23 protein-coding genes are annotated in these 23035 nt (G+C 58.5%); 11 read left to right on the top strand and 12 right to left on the bottom strand.

The annotated features are described in order from the left end of the window. Positions 1 to 10 precede the first annotated feature (10 nt). Positions 11 to 766 (bottom strand): DUF2182 domain-containing protein, encoded by a 756-nt coding sequence (locus KQ940_RS01175; RefSeq protein ID WP_217410880.1) that lies wholly within the window; start codon positions 764 to 766, stop codon positions 11 to 13. A 14-nt stretch (positions 767 to 780) separates the two neighbouring features. Next, entirely contained in the window at positions 781 to 1389 is a 609-nt protein-coding gene (locus tag KQ940_RS01170) for a DUF1326 domain-containing protein (protein ID WP_217410879.1), read from the bottom strand. Positions 1390 to 1569: 180 nt separating this feature from the next. On the opposite strand from KQ940_RS01170, the gene KQ940_RS01165 reads away from it, so the two are divergent. Further along, entirely contained in the window at positions 1570 to 3519 is a 1950-nt protein-coding gene (locus KQ940_RS01165) for a winged helix-turn-helix domain-containing protein (protein WP_217410878.1), read from the top strand. A 129-nt stretch (positions 3520 to 3648) separates the two neighbouring features. Here KQ940_RS01165 and KQ940_RS01160 read toward each other — a convergent pair whose 3' ends face one another. Beyond that, complete coding sequence (locus KQ940_RS01160; protein WP_217410877.1) at positions 3649 to 5547, bottom strand: propionyl-CoA synthetase; 1899 nt, start codon at positions 5545 to 5547, stop codon at positions 3649 to 3651. 371 nt (positions 5548 to 5918) lie between these two features. Between KQ940_RS01160 and KQ940_RS01155 the strand changes: the two genes are divergently transcribed. From KQ940_RS01155 to KQ940_RS01135, 5 genes are all read left to right on the top strand, one after another. Further along, positions 5919 to 6527, top strand: a complete 609-nt coding sequence (locus KQ940_RS01155; protein ID WP_217410876.1) for a ZrgA family zinc uptake protein — start codon at positions 5919 to 5921, stop codon at positions 6525 to 6527. Further along, on the top strand, positions 6524 to 7243 hold the full coding sequence (locus KQ940_RS01150; protein WP_217410875.1) for an ABC transporter ATP-binding protein: 720 nt from the start codon (positions 6524 to 6526) through the stop codon (positions 7241 to 7243). The genes KQ940_RS01155 and KQ940_RS01150 overlap by 4 nt, the downstream gene beginning before the upstream one ends. Next, positions 7237 to 8490, top strand: coding sequence for an ABC transporter permease (locus KQ940_RS01145; RefSeq protein ID WP_217410873.1), 1254 nt, complete (start codon positions 7237 to 7239; stop codon positions 8488 to 8490). The genes KQ940_RS01150 and KQ940_RS01145 overlap by 7 nt, the downstream gene beginning before the upstream one ends. A gap of 32 nt (positions 8491 to 8522) precedes the next feature. Further along, complete coding sequence (locus KQ940_RS01140) at positions 8523 to 9080, top strand: DUF3299 domain-containing protein (RefSeq protein WP_217410871.1); 558 nt, start codon at positions 8523 to 8525, stop codon at positions 9078 to 9080. Between the two features lie 70 nt (positions 9081 to 9150). Continuing rightward, positions 9151 to 10836, top strand: a complete 1686-nt coding sequence (locus KQ940_RS01135) for a diguanylate cyclase domain-containing protein (protein WP_281419150.1) — start codon at positions 9151 to 9153, stop codon at positions 10834 to 10836. Between the two features lie 5 nt (positions 10837 to 10841). On the opposite strand, the gene KQ940_RS01130 is transcribed toward KQ940_RS01135, so the two are convergent. Next, positions 10842 to 11303, bottom strand: a complete 462-nt coding sequence (locus KQ940_RS01130; RefSeq protein WP_217410867.1) for a GNAT family N-acetyltransferase — start codon at positions 11301 to 11303, stop codon at positions 10842 to 10844. 83 nt (positions 11304 to 11386) lie between these two features. Further along, the gene (locus KQ940_RS01125; RefSeq protein WP_217410866.1) at positions 11387 to 11704 is read right to left on the bottom strand and encodes a hypothetical protein; all 318 of its coding nucleotides are present in this window, start codon (positions 11702 to 11704) and stop codon (positions 11387 to 11389) included. Between the two features lie 708 nt (positions 11705 to 12412). Here KQ940_RS01125 and KQ940_RS01120 point away from each other — a divergent pair. The 4 genes from KQ940_RS01120 to KQ940_RS01105 all read left to right on the top strand — a co-directional run bounded on the left by KQ940_RS01120 (position 12413) and on the right by KQ940_RS01105 (position 15443). Beyond that, the gene (locus KQ940_RS01120; protein ID WP_217410865.1) at positions 12413 to 12730 is read left to right on the top strand and encodes a rhodanese-like domain-containing protein; all 318 of its coding nucleotides are present in this window, start codon (positions 12413 to 12415) and stop codon (positions 12728 to 12730) included. A 268-nt stretch (positions 12731 to 12998) separates the two neighbouring features. Beyond that, complete coding sequence (locus KQ940_RS01115) at positions 12999 to 13403, top strand: hypothetical protein (RefSeq protein ID WP_217410864.1); 405 nt, start codon at positions 12999 to 13001, stop codon at positions 13401 to 13403. Between the two features lie 77 nt (positions 13404 to 13480). Next, positions 13481 to 13939, top strand: a complete 459-nt coding sequence (locus KQ940_RS01110) for a CopD family protein (RefSeq protein ID WP_217410863.1) — start codon at positions 13481 to 13483, stop codon at positions 13937 to 13939. A 46-nt stretch (positions 13940 to 13985) separates the two neighbouring features. Then, positions 13986 to 15443, top strand: a complete 1458-nt coding sequence (locus KQ940_RS01105) for a sensor domain-containing diguanylate cyclase (RefSeq protein WP_217410861.1) — start codon at positions 13986 to 13988, stop codon at positions 15441 to 15443. Here the strand turns inward: KQ940_RS01105 and KQ940_RS01100 are convergent, their stop codons facing one another. Next, positions 15444 to 15974 carry a DUF2937 family protein gene (locus KQ940_RS01100; protein ID WP_217410859.1) on the bottom strand — a complete coding sequence of 177 codons (531 nt, stop codon included), beginning with the start codon at positions 15972 to 15974 and terminating at the stop codon, positions 15444 to 15446. It lies immediately after the preceding gene. Between the two features lie 175 nt (positions 15975 to 16149). On the opposite strand from KQ940_RS01100, the gene KQ940_RS01095 reads away from it, so the two are divergent. Then, a complete protein-coding gene (locus KQ940_RS01095) occupies positions 16150 to 17178 on the top strand; it encodes a sodium:calcium antiporter (protein ID WP_217410857.1) in 1029 nt (342 codons plus the stop codon). Between the two features lie 7 nt (positions 17179 to 17185). Here KQ940_RS01095 and KQ940_RS01090 read toward each other — a convergent pair whose 3' ends face one another. The 6 genes from KQ940_RS01090 to acsA all read right to left on the bottom strand — a co-directional run bounded on the left by KQ940_RS01090 (position 17186) and on the right by acsA (position 22997). After that, the gene (locus tag KQ940_RS01090) at positions 17186 to 17578 is read right to left on the bottom strand and encodes an alanyl-tRNA editing protein (RefSeq protein WP_246589579.1); all 393 of its coding nucleotides are present in this window, start codon (positions 17576 to 17578) and stop codon (positions 17186 to 17188) included. 157 nt (positions 17579 to 17735) lie between these two features. Then, positions 17736 to 17993 carry an acyl carrier protein gene (locus KQ940_RS01085; RefSeq protein ID WP_217410853.1) on the bottom strand — a complete coding sequence of 86 codons (258 nt, stop codon included), beginning with the start codon at positions 17991 to 17993 and terminating at the stop codon, positions 17736 to 17738. Next, the gene (locus KQ940_RS01080; RefSeq protein WP_217410852.1) at positions 17990 to 19165 is read right to left on the bottom strand and encodes a dihydrolipoamide acetyltransferase family protein; all 1176 of its coding nucleotides are present in this window, start codon (positions 19163 to 19165) and stop codon (positions 17990 to 17992) included. Before KQ940_RS01080 ends, KQ940_RS01085 begins: the two co-directional genes overlap by 4 nt. Further along, positions 19158 to 20165, bottom strand: a complete 1008-nt coding sequence (locus tag KQ940_RS01075) for an alpha-ketoacid dehydrogenase subunit beta (RefSeq protein WP_246589578.1) — start codon at positions 20163 to 20165, stop codon at positions 19158 to 19160. The genes KQ940_RS01080 and KQ940_RS01075 overlap by 8 nt, the downstream gene beginning before the upstream one ends. Beyond that, positions 20162 to 21160, bottom strand: coding sequence for a pyruvate dehydrogenase (acetyl-transferring) E1 component subunit alpha (gene pdhA / locus KQ940_RS01070; protein ID WP_217410851.1), 999 nt, complete (start codon positions 21158 to 21160; stop codon positions 20162 to 20164). Before pdhA ends, KQ940_RS01075 begins: the two co-directional genes overlap by 4 nt. Before the next feature lie 31 nt (positions 21161 to 21191). After that, the gene (gene acsA / locus KQ940_RS01065) at positions 21192 to 22997 is read right to left on the bottom strand and encodes an acetate--CoA ligase (RefSeq protein WP_246589577.1); all 1806 of its coding nucleotides are present in this window, start codon (positions 22995 to 22997) and stop codon (positions 21192 to 21194) included. Positions 22998 to 23035: the final 38 nt, after the last annotated feature.

Genomic DNA, 23035 nt, shown 5'->3' with positions numbered 1-23035 from the left:
ACAGCCTGAATCAGAGCACACCTGCCAAAAGCAGAAGGCCGCCCACCACCAGTCCAGCACCGGTGAGGCGGCCAAATCTCCGCCCGTGCGGCACCACCTTTTCGGCCAGCATATACACGGTCAGCGCCGCCATCCAGGCCAGGTTCATGACACCGCCTGCGAACATCAACAGCATCAGCGCCCAGCAACATCCGACACAGATCGCGCCGTGTTTCACCCCCATCAGCAGTGCTCCGCCGCGCCCAGATCGCCACTCCTTCAACAGAAACCCAAGTGGAGTCTGACACTGGGTCAGGCAGGCATCTTTCAAGGAGCTCCACTGGTACAACCCTGCCACTATCATCAACACTCCACCGGCGCTCTTGCCTGTAGCACCCATTAGCGAGGCGAGTAGCCCCAGGTTGTAAGCCAGTGTCTGTAACATCGCCGCCACCAGGCTGAAAACACTCCAGACCAGCAGATACCCGGCCACGAAAAGTGTCAGCGACGAAGTGTTGTTCAACCCCTGACGGCTCTGCACTCGCGCGTAGGTCAGGATCATCGGTGTGGCCGATGGTAGCATCATGGCCACCATCATCACCGACCACATCAATGCGCTCAGGCCTAACAGCGCCAAAGGTCCCGGCATCGCCTCGCTCTGCATCGTCATACCTGCACCATTGAAACCGATCAGATAGGCCCATCCCAACGACGCCAATACGATAATTGCCAGCAGTATCACCAGCTGATCAAGCCGCCAGAGCGACTCAAGCGTTAAACCTCTCATACTCCTCGCCTCACTCAAGCTGCGCTGGTGTAGTTAAAGGGAGAGTAAAACGCCATCCTGTCACTGAACTCGAAATCGAGTCCGTAGGCGCCGTGCTTCAACGTCTCGGATTTTGCCACCGTCAGTTTTTGACCGGGCGCCACAGCCAGGGGGTGGTTGAGGATCTGAACCTCAGCGCCTCCCTGTCCCTCCATCGCCTTGAGTTTCGCCTGCGCGACCCGCCCGACATTGAACACACGTGCACCCTGTCCACCTTCGTAGCTGATCGGCAGGTACTCCATACCCAGCACCTCGCCGATAAAGCTGGCCAGCATCGCCGGATGTCCACCCTGTTGTCCGCCAAAGATTCCACCCAGCGCATTCCTCTGGGATTGGTCCGCGCGCTCGTCCACATAGAGTACGACCTTCCAATTCCCCTCGGCCATGTGGCCGGGTGAGTGCAACGCCACCACTACGTTAAGGTTATCCAGAGCTGTTTCGCCAAACTGGCCCTTGTTTATGTGCCATCCCACCAGCGCATCGCAGCTACCTTCTGTGGGCGACCCCATAAACAGACAGGGACAGGCATCACGGCAGGTGCAACTTTCCATGTAGTCGCCCTCAAGCTTCCACTCGGTACTCATCGCATATCCTCCTCTATTGAGTGATCGGCAAACAGTGCTGCCTGATTCAAGGTTTAGCAGTTGGCTTTACCGCTATCCTGAGAAAACGATGAGAATTGAATGAGAATTCCTTCCAGCAGGATCCGGCAGCCTGTGCTGTACTTTGTACAATCTGTAACCGAAGTGACCGGAGTGCCAACGATGGCCCGACAGATTGGAGATCTGATCGCAGCAAACGCGCGGTATGACCGCATCCTTCGGCCAAAGGAGTTGGCTCACCTCAGTGCAGCCCTTGCGGAAGACGGGCCAAGAGTTGTCCATTTGCACGGTATTGCCGGTATCGGCAAAAGCACGCTGCTGGCGATGTTCGCCGAACATTCGCGAGCAAACGGCGTGACCCTGTTGCGTTTGGACTGTCGCCGGATAGAACCTACCGCCGAAGGCTTTCTGAGGGAGTTGAGCCAGGCGGCAGGTTGTGACGGAAGTTCCTTGAGCACCATAGCCGATCGCCTGATCGATCTGGGATCTCGCGTTGTATTGGCGCTGGATACCTATGAGCGCTTCGGGCTACTGGATACCTGGCTGCGTCAGATTTTCATCCCGCAGTTGCCGGACAATGTCCGCATATTTCTATTCGGCCGTGAACGGCCAGTTACGGCATGGTATACAACCGCTGGATGGCACGAGCTGTTCAAGGCCATGGAACTTGGCGCGTTGGTTGAGAAAGACGCAGTCGAACTACTGCAACGGCTCGGCTTACCCCTGGAGCGTGCGAACGAGATCGCGCCGATCTTGCAGGGTCACCCATTGGCGCTGCAACTGGCCGCGTCAGCAATGCTGGAGCGCCTGGATCTGCGATTAAATGACAACTCACTTCAGCACGTGCTCGAAACTCTGACGCAAATGTTTCTTGAGGATGTGCGGGATCCGCAAACCCGGCAAGCACTCGAAGCCGTCAGCGTGACCCGCCGTGTCACACTCTCGCTGTTACGCGCCCTGTTTCCCAAACAGGCGCCACAGGACCTTTACGAGCGGCTGTCCCGCCTGGCCTACGTCGAGTTCGGCAACGATGGCCTGGTGGTACACGACGCGGTGCGCGAAGCGATCCTGCACTCCGTCAAGGCCCGCGATCCTGACAGCGCCCGTACCTACAAACGGCGAGCCTGGCAGCAGCTGATGGATGAGCTGGGCAGCGCCTCAACGGGCGAACTCTGGCGCTACACAGCCGATATGCTCTATCTGATCGAAAACCCGGTTACCCGGGAAGCCTTTTTTCCCAGCGGCACCACGCGACAGGCGGTTGAGCCCGCAACCTCCGGTGATACTGGGGATATCGCCGAGATAATCCACTACCACGAAGGCCCTCAGGCCGCTCGGATACTGCTGTCCTGGTGGAAACGCCTGCCGCAGTCGTTTGTCGTGGTGCGTGGAGAGAATCACCGCCCCAACGGACTCTGCTGTCGACTTGACAGTCGACGAGTCGAACCCGAGTGGTTGCAGCAGGACCCGATCACCCGAGAATGGCATGATCACCTGCAACGCAATCCGATACCCGAGCAGCAGACCGCCCTGTTCTGCCGCCGTTGGCTCAGCACCCAAGATGGCGAAGCGCCCGGCGCTGAACAGGCCTCACTCTGGCTGGACCTGAAACGCACCTATCTTGAACTGCGCCCCAATCTGCGCAGGGTCTACCTGACCGTGCGGGATCTTCAGCGTTATGCACCTGTAGCACAAACCCTGGGTTTTGAGGTTCTTACAGGTCAGGAGGTAAGGCTCGACGGTCATACCTACCACAGTGCAGTACTCGATTTCGGCCCCGCATCGGTAGATGGCTGGCTCTCCGACTTGGCGGCCAGGGAGCTGGGCTTAATAACGAGCTCATCGGAGCTGGACCCTTCGGCCCATGAGTTGATGCTTGACGGAAAGGCGGTATCACTCACACCGCTGGAATCGGGCGTCATGCAACACCTGCTCACCTGTCGTGGGCGCGCGGTATCCCGAGGCGAACTGCTGCGCGAGGTGTGGGGAACACGCTATGAGGGCGGCTCCAACGTTGTTGATACAGTGGTCGGCGGCCTGCGCCGTAAGCTGGGTGACAGGGCTGAACGGATCGAAACCATCCGTGGAGTCGGCTACCGAATGCGCGGGTGATTTTCTGTCCGGCCAGAAAACATCCATGTACCCCGCCCACGCATCCATACGCGGGAGGGGTAATTTACATCCCTGTATTGCAACCTGACGCCGTTGGAGTTTTCGTTCTTTTTTAGTGAACTGTCAGGTTTAACCGTTACGCTGCACCAGACCATGACTGTCCATGATCGACTCGATCTCGGACAGGCTGGCCGGATCGTCGATGGTCGACGGTACGGTATAGCTCTGACCGTCGGCGATCTGGCGCAGCAGCTTGCGCAGGATCTTGCCGGAACGGGTCTTCGGCAGACGCTGGACGATGATCGCGCGTTGGAAGCAGGCGATCGGACCGATCTCCTTGCGCACCATCGCTACCAGCTCGCCCTGCAGCTGGTCCTCTTCCACCTCTACGCCGTCTTTCAGCAGCACCAGCCCGATCGGCGCCTGCCCCTTGAGCGGATCGTTGACGCCGATAACGGCACACTCCGCAACCGCCGGATGGGCCGCGACGATCTCCTCCATCTCACCGGTGGAGAGGCGGTGACCGGCCACGTTGATCACGTCGTCGGTGCGGCCCATGATGAAGACGTACCCCTCCTCATCCTTGTAACCGCCATCACCGGAGGTGTAGTAACCGGGGAAATCGGACAGGTAGCCGGTACGGAAACGCTCGAAATCACCCCAGATGGTCGGCAGACAGCTCGGCGGCAGCGGCAACTTGAGCGCGATAGAGCCCTGCTCGCCAGGCGGTAGCTCCTGCCCATCGGTACCCAAAATCTGTACGTTGAAGCCCGGTACCGGCAGGGTTGAAGAGCCCGCCTTCGGCGTTTTCGGCTCGATCCCCATCAGGTTGCCGCAGATCGCCCAACCGGTCTCGGTCTGCCACCAGTGGTCGACCACCGGTTTGCCGGTCTTGCCCACGGTCCAGTCATAGGTCGGCGGGTCAAGCCGTTCACCGGCCATGAAGATGGTATCCAGCGAGGATATGTCGTAGTTGGCCAGCAACTGCGCTTCCGAATCCTCTTTCTTAATGGCGCGGAAAGCGGTCGGCGCGGCGAACAGCGCCTTGGCCTTGTACTCCTGAACCACACGCCAGAACGCACCGGCATCCGGTGTGCGCACCGGCTTGCCTTCGTACACGATGGTGGTGCACCCGGCTAGCAGCGGCCCATAGACGATATAGGAGTGGCCCACGACCCAACCCACATCAGACGCCGCCCAGAACACGTCGCCCGGTTGCATGTTGTAGATCGCCTTCATCGAGTATTTCAGGGCAACGGCATGGCCACCGTTGTCACGCACCACCCCTTTCGGCTTTCCGGTAGTGCCGGAGGTGTACAGGATATAGAGAGGATCGGTGCCTTTGACCGGAACGCAGTCAGCCGGCTCAGCCTTGGCCATCGCCTCAACCCAATCGATATCCCGCCCCTCGATCAGTTCGGCCTTCGCTTCAGGGCGCTGCAGGATGATACACGCCTGCGGCTTATGGGCGGACTGCTCGATCGCCTGGTCCAGCATCGGCTTGTACTCGATCACCTTTGATACTTCGATACCGCAGGAGGCGGACACCACCACTTTCGGCTCAGCATCATCGATACGCACCGCAAGCTCGTGCGGTGCGAAACCGCCGAACACCACCGAATGGATCGCACCGAGACGGGCCACACCCAGCATCGCGATCAACGCTTCCGGCACCATCGGCATGTAGATGACGACACGGTCACCCTTGGTGACACCTTGCGCCTTGAGCACACCGGCAAACTTGGCCACCTCATCGCGCAGCTCCCGGTAGGTCAGCTTGCGCTTCGATCCGGAAACCGGAGAGTCGTAGATCACCGCATCCTGATCTCCGCGACCGCTTTCGACATGATGGTCCAGCGCCATATAGGCGGTGTTCATTTCGCCATCGGCGAACCAACGGTAGATGCCGTTGTCATCGGTGGAGAGTATCTGTTGCGGCGGGGTGTACCAGGGCAGATCAGCGGCTTTCTCGGCCCAAAATCCTTCCGGGTTCTGGATGGAGTTGCTGTATTCGGCTTGGTAGGACATGGCACAGGTCCTTTTATTCTAGAAATTTGTGGTCGCTTGGGGTTCGGGGTTTATCGATTATTGTTGACACTTCCCCGTTATCGACAGTCACTCTAGCCGAATCTGTCGACAAATGAGATACGACAAAAGGCTTAGCCACAGCCCTAGCACACCATTCCATTGACCTGAAACAGCTATAAGTTGCCGCATATACAGAGGAACTGTGCCAGTAAACAAAACTCAATCATTAACGACTCAATTGTCGACACTTCATACCAGCTCCTTTAGCGGGAGCAGAATGTGAGGCGGCGCATGCACCCTTGGACAACAAAACGTTATAATATAACATTGCGTCATCAGATAACCGCCCCTTAAGAGAAAAGGAGTCTCATATGAATCGCGCCAAACTGGCTTGTACTGCCACACTACTGGGTATGGTCACAACTGGTGTTTACGCACAATCGTCACTCGCCCCCCATGTGCACGGTGAGGCGCTGCTGGAGACAGTCCTCGAGGGACAGGTACTCACTATCACACTGCAGTCTCCTGCGATGAATCTGGTCGGATTCGAACATGCGCCAGAAACCGAGCAGGAGAAGGCCAGCATCAAGGCGCTGGAGTCCGCAATGCAGGCACCTGAATACTGGATCGAGATCCCTACCTCCGCCGACTGTTCGCTCAGCAGTGTCGAGATTGGCCAGCATCATGAACTGTCCCTGGAGGCGCATGATGAACACGAGCACGAAGACGAGCACGAGCACGAGCACGAGCACGAGCACGAGCACGAGCACGAAGAGGGTGCCAGCGCCCAGGCCGACGAGCATATGGATCTGCGTTTCGACTACAGTTTCCTCTGTGCATCACCAGAAAACCTTGATAACGTCCGGATTGCGCTGTTCGACCGCTACCCAGCCCTGACATCGCTGACCGCCCAGGTCATTACCCAGACTCAGTCGGTCCAGACGCTTAATGCGAACACCCCCTACATGCGGTTCAAATGACTACCTCTCACACTGTTGAAATCGATCGTCTGGCGTTTGGCTGGCCCAATATGCCCCGAGCACTACTGGATATCCCTCGGCTGCAGATAGAGACCGGCGGTAGCCTGTTTCTTCGCGGCCCCTCGGGAAGCGGTAAAAGCACATTGCTGAACCTGCTCTCCGGCGTGCAGGGCGGCTATTCGGGTTCCATATCGATCTGCGGGGAACGACTGGAGACGCTCTCCGCACATCGGCGTGACCAGCTGCGCGCCGATCACATAGGATTGATATTCCAGCAGTTCAATCTTTTACCCTGGCTGTCACCGATAGAAAACGTGGCGTTAGCCTGTCGTTTCTCAAAACGTCGGCGCGAGAAGGCGAAAGTGAGCGGCGGTACGGTAGCTAAAGAGGCTGAGCGGTTACTGCGCGAACTCGGCCTCGGCGAAGTCGTTGAAAGCCGGCGCAGAACCTCGTCACTGTCCATCGGTCAGCAGCAAAGGGTCGCCGCGGCACGAGCCCTGATCGGCAACCCGGAGCTTATCATCGCCGATGAACCCACCTCAGCGCTGGACAGCGAGCACCGTGATCGCTTCATCGATCTGCTAATGGCGGAAACCCGCGCCAGCGGCGCCAGCCTGCTGTTTGTCAGCCATGACGCCAGCCTCGCCAGCCACTTTGACAGAACGCTGGAACTGGGCGCCACTACCGGCAATAGCGAGGAGGCTCTGACATGCTGATCGATCTGCTCTGGCGCAGCCTGTTGAACCGACGCGGCACTGTCTTGCTCAGCGTGCTGACCATCGGCCTCAGCGTCGCACTTCTGACTGGCGTGGAGAAGGTCCGCCAGGATATGCGTGAAGGTTTTTTCAATACGGTCTCCGGCACCGATCTGATCGTTGGCGCCCGCACAGGACAGGTCGAATTGCTGCTCTACTCCGTGTTCCACCTGGGCTCTGCCACCAATAATATCCGCTGGCAAAGCTATCAGCGCATCGCCAGGGATTCCGCGGTCGAATGGGCCGTTCCGCTGTCTCTGGGCGACTCCCATAAGGGGTTTCGCGTCGTCGGCACCAGCAGTGAGTTTTTTGAGCGTTATCGCTTCGGTCATCAGCACCAGTTACAGCTGAGCAGCGGCCGTACCTTTCAGGGTATACACGAGGTAACGCTGGGCGCTGAAGTTGCCAACCGACTCGGCTACCAGGTTGGCGATCAACTGGTCATCGCACATGGCCTCGGCAGCACGAGCTTCTCCCAGCATAAGGACCAGCCATTTACAGTGGTCGGCATACTGGCCCCCAGCGGAACACCCGTCGACCAGTCGCTGCTGGTCAGCCTTGAATCGATCACCGCGATCCATGTTGGCTGGCGTGCCGGCGTGCCGATGCCTGGATTATCGGTCGACGCCAATAAACTGGCAGAGATGGAGCTGACACCCAAGGAGATCACTGCCGTCTTGCTGGGGATGAAATCGAAAACCCAGGTGTTCCAGATGCAGCGGGCGATCAATGGATTTTCAGGTGAACCCCTGCTCGCCATTCTACCTGGCGTCGCGCTGCAGGAGTTGTGGCAAGTGATCGGCACTGCTGAAAAGGCGATGCTGGCGATATCGGCTTGCGTCGTGCTGGCGGGGTTGACCGGCATGCTCGGCGTGCTGTTGACCGGGTTGCAGCAACGGCGTCGCGAGCTCGCTCTGTTACGCGCAATTGGTGCTTCCCCTCTGCACCTGCTGAGTCTTGTGGTAATGGAGGCGATGTTGTTGACAGCTGCCGGTATCGGCTTTGGGTTGTCACTGCTCTGGTTCGCACTTATTCTCGCGCAAACGGGCCTGTATGAAACCTTCGGCCTTTACCTGACCCTTGGCTGGCCAAAGGAACTCTGGCAGATACTTGCACTCGTATTTGCTGCAGGGACCTTGGTCGGTATTCTACCCGCCTGGCAGGCTTGGCGTTACACTCTGGCCGATGGACTGACCCCAAGAACCTGAGCCCAAAACCTGTCGTGTGAAGGTAAAAAGATATGCGTAGTTGGATACCCCTGATCCTGAGTTTATGGTTGGCAACATCGATCCAGGCGGCCACACTGAACGGAGAGGCGGTCACTGAGATCACTTGGGATGAGCTGATGCCGCCGGACTATACCCTCACCGTTGAAGATCTTTATGGATCTGATGTAGACATCAACAACATAGATGACTACGACAGCAGCGCTCAGTCGATGCTGGATCATATGCAGCAGGTACTCAGCTCCGCCCCTGTGGTCGAGGAGATGAACGGCCGCATGGTGCGCATTCCGGGTTTTGTCGTCCCCCTCGGGGGAGAGGATCAGCTTATCGACCACTTTTTCCTGGTGCCCTACTTCGGTGCCTGCATCCACAGCCCCCCACCACCATCGAATCAGATCATCGACACCCATTACGAGCCTGGCACACGGCTGGAAAGCCTGTACGACGCGGTATGGATTACCGGTCGGCTAACGATCGAACGCGTCACGACCGAACTCGGGACAGCGGGTTATCGACTGGAGGCGTTCCAGATCGAGCCCTACGAAGAACCTGTTCCCGATAACCCACAGTAAGGTTGTACTAAGCTGAACCTTACGGCTATGCTCCGCACTTCACGGACAGAAGTGTTTATTACGAAAGAAGATGTCTTCCGATTGGATACCCTTGGGCGCCCTCGTCCTGGTTGTGCTCCTGCAATTCTGGTTCTGGAGCAGATATAGGCGCCCCAACGCAACGTCTCCGGCACTCATCGATCAATTGCCGAATGCCGTTTTGACCGTCGAACGTGATGGCACAATACACTATGCCAATAGCGCTGCAGCTCGCCTGCTCGGATACGATGAACAGGAGTTAGTCGGGCTTGGCGTCGAGGAGCTGGTACCGGAGCAGCAGCGCCATCATCACGAGCATTGGCGGAATATGTTCGTGCAGTCAGGCAAGGCAAGAGCCATGGGCCAGCTCAACGCTTTGGCAGCCCGCCACAAATCCGGCCGCTCAATCCCGGTTAGGATTGAACTTGTCCCTCTGACTCACACGGATATCGCCCCACACACCGTCATGGCGGTACTTTACCCGGCCTTAGAGAGCGATGAGATGCTGGCCCAGGTGCAACGTGATGCCGGAGTCGGTACCTGGGAATGGGATATCGAAAAGGATCATCTGAGCTGGTCGAACAGCGTGTACGAGATGTTCGGCCTTGATCGGCAACAGTTCGAAGCCAGCTATGAAGCCTACCTGCAGGTGGTGCACCCTGATGACCGGGCTCGTGTCGCACAAGCGATAAGGGAATCGCAATCCTCCACGCGGCCATATGAGATCAACTATCGAATTGTGCGCGAAGGTGAGATTCGCCACTTGCTGGAGCGAAATTACCTGCATCTCGATCAGCATGGCGAGCTCAAGTATATGTGGGGCAGCGTTATCGATGTCACCGAAAGACACTTGGCGGAAGCACAGTTGCAGTTAGCTGATGCGGTATTCAAACATTGCGCGGAAGGGATTCTCGTGTTCGACCGGCGACAGCACCTGCTGCGCACCAACGCGGCCCTGCTGGAGATGGCCGGATACTCCGCCGATGATGTCAGCTCAATGAGCGCAACCGAGCTGTTCGTGGATCCTCGTGACGACGGCCCACTGTCGCTGAATACCCTTATGAGCTCATCTCAGCTACGCGACGACGAATGGCGGGGAGAGTTGCGACTTCGGCACCGGACAGGGAGTAGCATCCCGGTTCTGGCGTCCCTATCCACTGTCGACGCAACGCAGGACGAGATGCGGGACTACATCCTGGTCTGCACCGACATACGTGAAATTAAAAGCCAGCAGGAACAACTCCGCCACATGGCGATGCACGACTCGCTGACCGGCCTGCCGAACCGTCGTCTGTTCTCGGAGCACCTGAACCAGGCCATCGCCTCAAGCAGGAGAGCCGGTAACCGTCTGGCGGTGGTCTACATCGATCTGGATGGATTTAAGCTGGTCAATGATTCCTACGGTCATGAGGCTGGTGATGAGCTGCTCCGCACTCTGGCCGCCCGACTGAAAGATCTGGTACGCGATTGTGACGTGCTCGCCCGTATCGGCGGCGATGAATTTGCATTTATCCTGTCGAACTGCGGTGATGACGAGATGCTGTCGGAGATACTGATGCGCGTTATACAGGAGGGTGCTACCACCTACCGCGACATCAGTGTGACGCTCAGTCTCGGCGCCGCCTGCTATCCGGACCACGGCGATAACGGCAGCGAACTGCTTGTACTCGCCGACCAGTTGATGTACCGGTCAAAGAACAACGGCAAAAACCGGTTCATGATCGCGCGAAACGTCTAAACGCTTCAGAGAAAGAGCTCGTAATGTAGAAAGTCGCGATCCTCCAGGTACCCATGGGACTGATACAGATCACGCGCCACCGTATTGGTTTTGGCTGTGAACAGCTCGACCACGCAGCAACCGGCCTCCAACGCCATCTGTTTGGTCACCTCCAGTAGCAACGCGCCTATCCCCTGCCCCCGCGCCTCTTCGCGCACGTACAGATCACCCAGCAGCCAACTCGGCTTGCACTCCAACGACGAGAATCCGGCATAACACTGCACGAACCCCACTGCGCGCCCCTGCAACCGAGCCAATAACAGTATGCTGCTACCCTGTTCCAAGCGCTCGCGCAGAAAGGCTTCCGCTTTATCCAGGTCCGGCGCATAGCCATAGAAGGTTCGGTAGAGATCGAACAGTTCGCTCAGATCGGCCAACTCATCCAGCGAGGCGTTCTGGATCTCGGCTTTGGGGGATGCATTGCTCATACGGGTTTCCGGGTTAATACAGGTTCAAACACTTTGCCTGAACTCCCGCCACAGACCAACTCTATCTATGGCGGTTATCACCACTAATACGATGAGCCCCCAACCACACCACCGGTATTACTGAACAGTGCCACGCCCTGCGCAGTGAAGCGCGGTTCGCCGAGCAGATAGAGCTCCAGTTGGTCGATACGACGGGAGTCATCGAACTGTACCAGGATGTCGCCGGAGAGATAGGGCGACAGAGCGGCCAGCAGATGCTGAATGATCTCCGCATCATCGCGAGCACCGCGCAATACCAGCGTGGCTCGCTGCCGATCCGGTAACAAACGGGAATCTGCCTTGACGGCACGTCCCAATCCGTAGTGTGCAAGCGAGCTACCGATGCGCTGCGCCAGTTGCAAGCCTGCCTCCCCTCCCGGGGCTGCGCTTACCTTCATAAATGGCGCCAACTGCTTATAGGCTGCTCGGAACTCCCCGAGGTTCTGCAAAACGCGTGCTCGCAACGCATCGTCTGCCGCAACAAAATCACTAGTCAATGCACTCGCCCGTTCATCAGCAGGCAGTCTCAGCCATCTGGCAGCGGGGGAATCGCTCAGTACCTGCACTGAACTCTCATCGCTGTATCTTGGAGCATTTGAATCCAGGCCGCCGAACCAGATACCCAACCCCAGCACAATCAAAAAGACAGGCAGCAAGCACAGTACCAATTTAACGGGGACGCCGACACCAAAGGTCGGTCGCATCAAAATCACCATCCTGCATAGCTGATTTTTTCTTAAAAAACATTATCAATTTATAAGTATAGTTCTGCTCGCAATTAACACCAACCGGTTCAACCGATATACCTTGAATTTTTGTATGCTTGATTAATGGGATGTGAGTTAAATCTGCGTTAAGGTATTCCATAAGCGGTCATAAAATTGAGGAGTTATAAATATAGAGCATTTCTAAATAAAGAGCGTTTCTTAATATTTTTATCTACGCTCCACACCTGATAACCGATATACCCTTCAACCCATCGAGCCTAAGCAGCCCGATGCATTCCTCTGATCCAGAGAGCACTATCGATATTTTAATATCAATAGTTCAATACAATTTAGGAGAGAAGCATGCAATCTATTACCCGACAAGAGCTAGAACAGATGAACGATATAGATCGAGACGATTTCGTCTTGATAAACGTGTTACCTCGAGAAACTTTCGAGAAGCAACATATACGGACTTCAATCAATATTCCTTATGAAAATAGCGATTTCATCGATACTGTCGAAAGCGTGGCTGGAGATAAAGATCGTAAAATAGTGGTCTATTGCGCTAATTTCGACTGTCCGGTCTCAAATAAAGCGGCCGACGCGCTGGAGCAAGCGGGTTTCAAAAGCATATACGACTACGAGGGCGGCACCGAAGACTGGTTGACCAATCACTGATCCGGACCCGTCCACAGCGTTAGGTTATCGAGTCAGCCGAGGGTTTTCCCATCTGCTAATGCCCGTGTCCTGGAGAATGCTCCTGATGATGCGGAATCTCTGTGCAGTTCCCTGTACTGGCGGCAAGGGTATTCATACCTACGGGGAACACTTTTGCCGCATCGGGTTTAAGAATCATATTTAAGTTGTTGAAACCATTTGCCACGGGGCGCAGGCACACCTTTTGCTGAATACTTTCCGATCAATCCTGATGGAGGAGGTAGGCAGCATGCTCAAGGTAACCAAGCCCCCTTATACCTCGCCGCTTTCCGGCCGGGGATCATCCGGCACGGCACCGACCAACAGCGTCTTTGCCGAGATACTGGCACAGGAAGCGGCAAGAAAAGAGCCCGATCGACAAAAGCAGACTCAGGATAACCATTCACGGTCAGAATACTCACCCGCCACCTCTGAAGAGCCGATCGATGCGCGGGAGGAGTTGATCAAATTGCTCAGCATGAGTTCTGCGGAGAGGATTCGCTACCTGATGCTCAAGGATATGGGGCTGACGGAGGAAACGCTGGCGGCGCTACCATATGAGGAGCGTCAGCGGATAGAGCAGCAAATTGAGCAGGAGATCAGACGCCAGCTAGGCAGCTCCTTCGATGAGAGTCGAGACCTACGCAGGGTGTAATCGTCAGGGAACCGGTTCTGCCACTCCGGCGGTTACTGCTAGAATCAGTAGTCAATCGGTTGAGAAGGGATACTCCCATGGCTTTCGCGTTATCACTGCACTTGCTGGCGGCCGTAATCTGGGTCGGCGGTATGTTTCTGGCGTATGTCTGCCTGCGGCCCGTAGCGGGGTCTCTGCTTGAGCCGGCTCAGCGGCTTCCGCTCTGGTCGAATCTGTTCACTCGCTTTTTCCTCTGGGTGTGGATTGCCATCATCACCCTGCCCGTCACCGGCCACTGGATGATTGCACTGATGGGCGGCTTCAAATATGCGGGTCTCCATGTGCATATCATGCTCGGGACCGGCTACCTGATGATTCTGCTCTTCCTGCATCTATACTTCGCCCCGTTTCAGCGCCTGAAAAAAGCGGTGGCGGCGCAGGACTGGCCCGCAGGCGGCAAGGCGTTGAACCAGATCCGCCAGATCGTCGGCATCAATCTGATACTGGGTCTGGTGACGGTTGCCAATGCGGCAGGCGGCAGGTTTCTCTATGGCTAACGCCGTTCTTCTATCATTACCGGTGTCGTAATCCAGAGAATTCCCTGTGACCAAGAAATACCAGATCCTGATCGTCCTCGCGCTGATCCTCTTCACCGCCTTTATCGGCACTAGCCTGGTCAGCTATTTCGCTGCCCACGACAGCCTTGCACAGGAGATCGAAGAGAGCACATTGCCGCTGACCGGCGACAACATCTACTCGGAAATTCAGCGCGACCTGTTGCGTCCGATATTTATCTCCTCGCTGATGGCGCACGACACCTTTTTGCGTGACTGGGCGCTCGATGGTGAGCAGGATAGCACCCCCGTCACTCGCTACCTGAAGGAGATACAGCAGCGCTACGACACCGAGACCAGCTTCTTCGTCTCCGACAGAACTCGCCTTTACTACCACCCCAAGGGCGCAATCAAGGAGGTCAACAAACACGATCCGCAGGATGCCTGGTATTTCAATTTCAAGCACAGTGTCGAACCGTACGAGATCAATATCGATCGCGACACCGCCGACCCCAGCCGCCTCACCGTGTTCATCAACTACAAGGTGTACGACTACAGCGGCAACTTCATCGGTGCCACCGGCGTCGGCCTCTCCACCTCGATGGTCAAACAGTTGATCGACGACTACCAGCTCCGGTTCAACCGGGAGATATACTTCGTCAACCGTTTCGGTACCGTCACCATGCACAGTGATGCCTACACTGGCGCTGAGCAGATTCGCAACAGCCCGAACCTGGGGCTATACGCCACACGCATCCTCACGTCGCCGAGCACTGCGTTCAATTTCGAGCGCGACGGCGAGACGGTGTATGTCAACAGCCGCCTGGTCCCCGAGTTCAACTGGTACCTGATCGTGGAACAGACCAATAGTCCAACGAATGAGAAGATATTCCATACACTGCTGCTGAACCTAGCCGGTGCAGCCGTAATCACCTTGGTGGTGCTGTCGCTGGCCTGGGTTACGATCAGTCGGTTCCAGCGGCGCCTGGAAACCCTGGCACACACTGACAAGTTGACGGGGCTGGCCAATCGCCAGATGCTCGACCGGATGCTGCCGCAGCAGATCGCCCGGGCGCGCCGCAACCAGGAACCCTTGAGTTGCGTCATCGCCGATCTGGACGGGTTCAAGCAGGTGAACGACACCTACGGCCACCCCACCGGCGACCTGCTGATCCGCTCTATAGCTCGGCTCTTCACCTCGATCACCCGCACCTCGGATCTGATCTGCCGCTGGGGCGGCGATGAATTCCTGTTTATCCTGCCCAACAGCGATCAGGCACAGGCCCGTCGCTTCGCGGAAAAGCTGCGCCGGGCGGTTGAGTCCCATCAGTTGCAGCTAAAGGATCAGTTGATCGGCGTTTCACTGAGCCTCGGCGTCGCCGAGCTCGGGCAACAGGATACCCAGGAGGAGTTGATCCAGCGCGCCGACCACGCCCTGCTGACCGCCAAGAACGACGGCCGGAACCGGGTCAGTGAGCAGACGGAAGAGGTGGGTTGCTCGGTATAACTAGGTAGGACGGCCCGGTCGATTCGAGCCTTTGGCGAGGTGATAACAGCGCCGTGTCAGATGCGCGGTTCCACCCCACAGCAACTCGAGCACCAGCGCACAAACAAAGCCGCTCAGCAGGCCAAAACCGATCGCCCAGCCGTTGAGCACGACCGTGTAGGTGTAGCGTTCGATCACATCCCGCCTGATCTCGTCGACCGGTTCGAGCAGGGTCTGAACATAGGGGCTGAACGGGGATCGGTAGAAACGACTCACGGCGCGGGTCAGCGCCTCGTTGCGCTGCGCTAGGGCACCGATACTGAGCCCGCCTGCGTTGAACACCTCATCGGGGCTGCTGCGGTAATACTCGGCCAGCCTCTCCAGACTGCCGCCAAAATAGCGCTCCGCATCGTCCTGAAACTCCCTAAGGCTCGCGGCCGACTCGCGCTGATGCGCCTGCAGCGCCTTGCCGTACTGGTCGACGAAGCCGGGCAACTGGATCCCCACCAGCACGCCGGCCACAAAAGTCACCAGACGTAAATACTCAGCCACTCTTCTCACCGCACTCACCTCACCGGCAACCCGTTCACTGCATGAACCCTCAGCATGCAACTTCAAGCGTTTGACGACAACCGGAGGTCCCGGTTCCGCCCCGCCCGCGCACGGACGTTTGTGTCGCGACTACACTTGATTGAACCGGATCTGACATCATTGGGGGAGGCACGGCTTGCCTGTTATCGATACGGGATCGCTCTGGTTCAATCTGACTCTGTTCACCGGCTGTGCTCTGGCGATACTGGTCACAGGCACCCGTATCACCCGCATCGTCGACCAACTGGCGGACAGGATCCGAATCGGCGAGGCGTTGGCGGGCGGCGTGCTGATGGGGGCCGCCACCTCGCTGTCCGGCTCGGTGCTGTCGGTGACCGCGGCCTGGAATGGTCATCCCGAACTCGCTGTCAGCAATGCGCTGGGCGGGATCGCTGTGCAGACCGTATTCCTGGCAATTGCCGATATCACCTATCGACGTGCCAACCTGGAACATGCCGCCGCCTCGGCGGAAAACATGATGCAGACCGCACTATTGATTGCGCTGCTGGCACTGATCGCACTCGCGCCACTTCTGCCTGATTTTACGCTGTGGGAGATCCACCCGCTCACCTTCTGTCTGATCCTCCTGTACCTCTACGGCCTTGGTTTGGTCAAACGGGTGCGCGACACACCGCTATGGCGGGCAGCCAAGACCCGCTCGACCCGCCCGGACATACCGGAGAGCAGCAACACCCGGCTCTCCCTGCCGCTGTTGCTGGTGAACTTTCTGGTCTTGATGCTGCTACTGGGCTTGTCGGGCTGGCTGTTGGAGCATGCCGCTTCTGCGCTTGCCGAGCAGACCGGGTTGGGCGAAACGCTGATCGGCGTACTGCTGACCGCCACCAGCACCTCGCTACCTGAACTGGTAACCTGCCTGGCCGCTGTGAGAAGGGGCGCATTGACGCTGGCGGTGGGCGGTATCATCGGCGGCAATGCCTTCGATACGCTCTTTACCGCCGCCTCCGATATCGCCTACCGTGACGGTTCCATCTATCACGTCATGTCCGATACGACCCTGGCCTGGACCCTTCTGACGCTACTGATGTCAGCCTTTCTGATGATGGGATTGATCCGGCGCGAGGAGCGGGGCTTTGCCCGGATCGGATTCGAGAGTCTGGCCGTGCTGCTGCTCTATGCATTGGGGTTGGCGGTGCTACTGATCTGACGGCTTGTTATCGATACTGCGCGACGGAGTACTCCAGCTCCGGCAGCATGCAGATCACCCGCTCTTTGCCCTTGCCGATATTCTTGCGCTTGATCGTCAGGTGGCCGATAGGGCCGGTACGCTCGATATGGGTGCCGCCACAGGGCATCACTTGGCCAGCACACTCCCAATAGCGCGCATCCGGGTGCTGTTCGCTGGCATAGAGGCGGATCGGATGGTCCGCCTCTATATAACGGTTGGCGATATCGCCGATACGGCGGATCTCGGCCTCCTGTCCACCCCCTTCGGGGTAGGCAATCGTTCTGTCCAGCGCCAGCGCGTCGTCATCGATCCTGACGACCGTCGCCGTTGTCGAGATCCGGTAAGGGTCCTGATAGTAAAGCTTTTCCGTCTTGCGCATTCCTGCCTCCCGCCCTGTCCGCCCGTGGTTCGGCGCGTCATGCCTTCGCGTCATGTCCTATGGTTTGAGCTTACAAGCGGGATACGGCAGGGTCGAGGCGAGACCTCGACATTTTTGTCAGCACAACAATCGATTGTATGGATGACAATTCGCGGGCTCAGGCCCGGCCGATCAGATACTGCTCCGCCTGCGCCAGCGTGGAGAACTGCATGTAATCCTGCTCCGGCACATCCATATCCAGCGCCGCACATACAGCGGTGATGAAGCGCACAAAGTCGAAGGAGTCGAGATCCAGCTCCTCACGCAGATCCGCCGACGACTCCAGCGCATCGAGGTCGGTTTCGGGCGCAATGTTGGAGAGCTCACGTTTCAGTATCTCGCGGACAACGGTGGGATTTTTGCTCGCGTCGTTCACAGCGCCTCCGGTTTCTGCATCAGTTTGTCAAAGGCATTCAGAAAGATGCCGCCACGATGGCCATCGCTGACCCGATGATCGGCAGACAGGGACACCTGCATGATCGGCCTGGGCTCGATTCTGCCGCCTTCGACCCAGGGCCGGTCGAGCACTTTGCCCAATCCGACAAGCGCCACCTGCGGCGGATATATGATGCCGAAGATATCCTCCACACCGGTCTCACCCATATTGCTCAGGGTGATGGTCGGATCCGTCATCTCCGAACTGCGCAGCATGCCGGTGCGGGCGCGGGTGATCAGGTCGTTGAGGTCGTGCATAAGCTCGTCCAGCGTTTTCCGCGCCACATCGTGTAGCGCAGGTGCCACCAGACCACCGCCACGCAGCGCAATCGCGACGCCTACATGGACCTTCTCGCTCTGCGTGAATGTGTCGTCGATGTAGAAGCCGTTCAGTTCCGGTACCTGGTGCAGCGCCAGCGCCATCGCTTTCAGCGGCAACACCAATGGCAACAATCGGTCCCCAATCCGGCGCCTGGCGTTCTCCTCGGCAAGCCACTGCTGCGCGCGTGTCATGTCGATCCGGGTGGAAAGGTAATAGTGCGGAATCTCCCGCTTCGATTTCGCCATCGCCGCTGCGATGCCTCGCCGCATGGCGTCCGGATCGAACCCACGCTTGGTGCCGGGTTTTGCCGTCTGCGGCGAGATGGTTGGTGCCTGCGCCTGCACATCGGCCAGCGTAACCGCACCGCCCGGACCACTGCCGGTGATACCTGCCAACGCCAGCCCCAGATCGCCAGCCAGCTTGCGTGCGGCCGGGGATGCACGAACCACGCCCTCGACAGGCGCCGGTGCAGCGGGTAAATATTCGGTTTCAGCAGCCGACTCCGGTGCCGCCTCGGTTGCCTTGGAAGCCGGCTCAACAGGCGCTTTTTCCGCGCTAGTTCCGATGATCGTCGCCAGCACGGTGCCCACGGGCACGGTCTCGCCAACCTTCACCCGCAGTTCACCGACGGTGCCCTCTTCGAAGATCTCGGTTTCGATCGCGCCCTTGACCGTTTCGATCACGGCCACCACATCGCCGCTCTTCACCTTGTCGCCGGGCTTGACCATCCACTCGACCAGCGTGCCCTCCTCCATATCGGCACCCAACGCAGGCATGGTGAAATCAGTCATGGCCATTCACCACTTTTTTCGCTGCGGCGACTATCTCCTCCACCTGGGGCAAGGCGGCGTCCTCCAGATGTTTGGCATAGGGGATCGGCACCTCCACCGCGCAGACGCGTTGTACCGGCAGATCCAGCTCGTAGAACGCCTGTTCATGGATCCGCGCGGTGATCTCCGCCGAGATACCGCCGCTGCGCCAGCCTTCGTCGACGATTACCGCCCGATGTGTCTTGCTCACCGTCGCTATGATGCTTTCATCATCCAGGGGGCGCAGAATGCGCAGGTCCAGCACCTCGGCCTCGATCCCCTGCTGCGCCAACAGCTCGGCAGCCTCCATGCACTTCCACAGAGAACCGCCGTAGGTAATCAGGCTCACATGCGTACCCTCGCGACGCACGCGTGCACGGTCGATATCGACGGCACCGGCCTGTTCAGCAAGCAGACCCTTGCGGTTGTAGAGCAGGATATGCTCGAAGATCAGCACCGGATCCGGGTCGGCCAATGCGGTGGCGAGCATGCCGCGAACATCCTCCACGGTCGCCGGGGTGAGCACCTTCAACCCGGGAATGTGGGCGTAGAGGTTCTCCAGGCTGTGCGAGTGTTGCGCCGCCAGTTGCAATCCACCGCCGGTCGCCATGCGGATCACCAGCGGTACGTTGATCTGGCCGCCGGACATATGCAGATAGGTGGCGGCGGTGTTGATGATCTGATCCGCCGCCAGCAAGCTGAAATTGACCGTCATCACCTCGACGATTGGGCGCATGCCCCCGATGGCCGCACCGATACCGGCACCGACGAAAGCGGATTCGGACAGCGGCGTATCGCGGATCCTCTCTGGCCCGAACTCCTCGAGAAAGCCGAGACTCACCGCGTAGGATCCGCCATAACGTCCCACGTCCTCCCCCATCAAAAACACACGTTCGTCGTTAGTCAACGCTTCGTGCAGCGCTTCCCGTGCCGCTTCGCGGTAGGTGATCTCGCGCATGGCCGTCGGCTCGCTGCTGTTCATGGCTGCACCTCCGAATAGACGAAGCGGGTCAGATCATCGACCGGCTCCGGGGTTCCGGCCTCAGCAAAGGCGACCGCTGCCTCGATCTCGGCGGCGATCTCCGCCTCCAGCGTGGCGCGCTTGTCGTCATCGAGCAGACCGGATGCACTCAAACGGGCGGCGAAGGTGCGCAGTGGGCCATGCAGTTCATGCTCGTGCACCTCCTCCTTGCTGCGGTAACGTTCGGCGTCGAACATGGAGTGTGCCTTGAAGCGGTAGGTTTGGAACTCAATGAAGTAGGGGCCGTTGCCGGATCGGGCGCTGTCCGCCGCCCGGCGTGCCGCCGCTTCGGTAGCCAGCACGTCCATGCCGTCGACCACTTCAGCATCCAACCTGTAGCTGCGCGCCTTCTCCACCAGCCTGGTTTCCGACTCCGAGCGATCCAGCGCCGTGCCCATGGCGTAGAAGTTGTTCTCGCAGCAGAACACCACCGGCAACTGCCACAGTTCGGCCAGGTTCAGGGATTCGTGAAACTCGCCCTCCGCCATTGCCCCCTCACCGAAGATGCACCAGGCGACGGCATCGGTTCCGCGCATCTTGGCGGCGAGCGCATACCCGACCGCTACCGGCAGTCCACCACCGACAATCGCGTTACCTCCAATGAACCGCGTCGCCTTGTCGAACAGGTGCATCGAGCCACCTCGACCGCGACTGCACCCCTCCTGTTTACCGAACATCTCCGCCATCACCGCGTTCATCGGGATACCGCGCAGCAGGGCATGGCCATGCTCGCGGTAGGTGGCCACTACCGCATCCTGCGGCGCCACGGATTGCATGATACCGGTACCGACCGCCTCTTCGCCGATATACAGGTGCAGAAAGCCACGGATGTTGCCCTTGCTGTACATCTCGGCGCTTTTCTCCTCGAACCGACGTACCCGCAGCATCTGGGTAAACAGCACCAGCGCGTGTTCGCCGTCGACAGTATCGGGTAGCGGTTCGGCTGCTGTGATCATGACTCGGCTCTCCAATTTCGCAGAAACGGATTCAGTCTTCCAGGGTTGAGGTATCACGCAGGGTTTCGCCGGTTTCACGCGCCTTCAGCAAGCGGCGCATGATCTTGCCACTGCGCGTCTTCGGCAGCTTCTCCTCGAAGGCGATCTCTTTCGGCGCCACGGCGGCCCCCAGACGTTTACGTGCATGTCCGAGCAGCTCGCGCTTGAGCGCCTCGCTGGGTTCATAGCCGGGATTGAGACTGACAAAGGCCTTGACCATCTGCCCCAGCGTCGGTTCCGGCACACCGATCACCCCGGCCTCGGCCACTGCAGGATGTTCGATCAGTGCGCTTTCCACCTCGAACGGACCGATAAGATGCCCGGCGGACTTGATCACGTCGTCGGCACGACCGACGAACCAGAAGTAACCGTCGGCATCGCGCTTCGCCAGATCTTCGGTCAGATACCAGCCGTCGACAAAGCAGCGGTTGTAGCGCGCCTCGTTATGCAGGTAGCCACGGAACATGGAGGGCCAGCCCGGTTTCAACGCCAGCTCGCCCTCCTCATCGGGTGCGGTGACCTCCTCGATCCCTCCACCCTCCAGGCGACGCACGATGGTGGCGGTGACACCCGGCAGCGGGCGCCCCATTGAACCAGGTCGGATATCCAGCGCCGGTAGGTTGGCGATCATGATGCCGCCGGTCTCGGTCTGCCACCAGTTGTCGTGGATCGGCAGCCCCAATGCCTTCTGGCCCCAGACCACCGCTTCGGGGTTGAGCGGTTCGCCCACACTGGCCACGAAACGCAGCTGCGGATGGTTGTACTGCTTGGCCAGATCGCGCCCCAGTTTCATCAGCATGCGGATCGCCGTGGGCGCTGTGTACCAGACCGTCACATGCTGCTCCTGCAGAATGCTGTACCAGCGCGGACCGTCAAAATCGGGCTCGTCCACCAGCATGGTCACGCCGTGTAGCAAAGGCGCGATGATGCCGTAGGAGGTGCCGGTGACCCAGCCGGGATCGGCGGTGCACCAGAAGATATCCTCGTCATGCAGGTCCAGCGCGTACTTGCCGGTCATGTAGTGCATCAGCACCGCCTGGTGTACATGGATCGCGCCCTTGGGCTTGCCGGTGGTGCCGCTGGTGAAATGCAGCAGCGCCATCGACTCCGGGTCGGTGGGGCCGATGGTGTATTCATCGCTCTGCGCCTGCATCAGCCGCACCAGATCCAGGGTTCCGGGCAGATCGATCGCCCCGCCCTCTTCGTCCACCAGCAGCACGAACTCCAGATTGGGCAGGATGTCGCGGTAGGGCGCGACCTTCTTCTCATACAGCCGTCGGGTGGTGACCAGCACTCGGCCATCCCCGGAATTGACGCGCTCGGAGATGGGCTCGGGGCCGAAAGCGGAGAACAGTGGACAGAACACGGCGCGGTGTTTCAACGTCCCGAGCGCCGCGATATAGAGTTCGGGGATACGGGTACAGAGTACAAAGACTCTGTCGCCCTCGGCGATGCGAAGTGTCTGCAGAAGATTGGCAAAACGGTTGGTTTGGCGGCGCAGATCGTCGAAGCTGAACTCGCGGCTCTCGCCCATTTTACCAAGCCAACGTAGCGCGATCTTGTCGCCCTGCCCCTTGGCAACGTGGCGGTCTACCGCTTCATAGGCAATATTGAGGCCCTGGTTATCGGGTAGGCCATCAAGTTCCTCACGGATTTTATCCCAGCTAAAGGCGGCTCGTGTCGCTTCATAGTCGGCCAAATTGGGTGTCGGACCACCCTCGCCAGGGCTCTTGTGTATGGTCGGATAGTTATCCTGGACAACCCCGAATCCGCCATTCTCTTGCATGCTGGATGCCATCGCCGCCGACCCTGCTTTAACCGCATTTTATCAATGGT

It is taken from the genome of Marinobacterium ramblicola (assembly GCF_019084545.1).
Taxonomy (GTDB): Bacteria; Pseudomonadota; Gammaproteobacteria; order Pseudomonadales; family Balneatricaceae; genus Marinobacterium_D; species Marinobacterium_D ramblicola.
The sequence above is the reverse complement of the archived record's forward strand: the minus strand, read 5'-3'. Positions and strand labels throughout refer to the sequence as shown.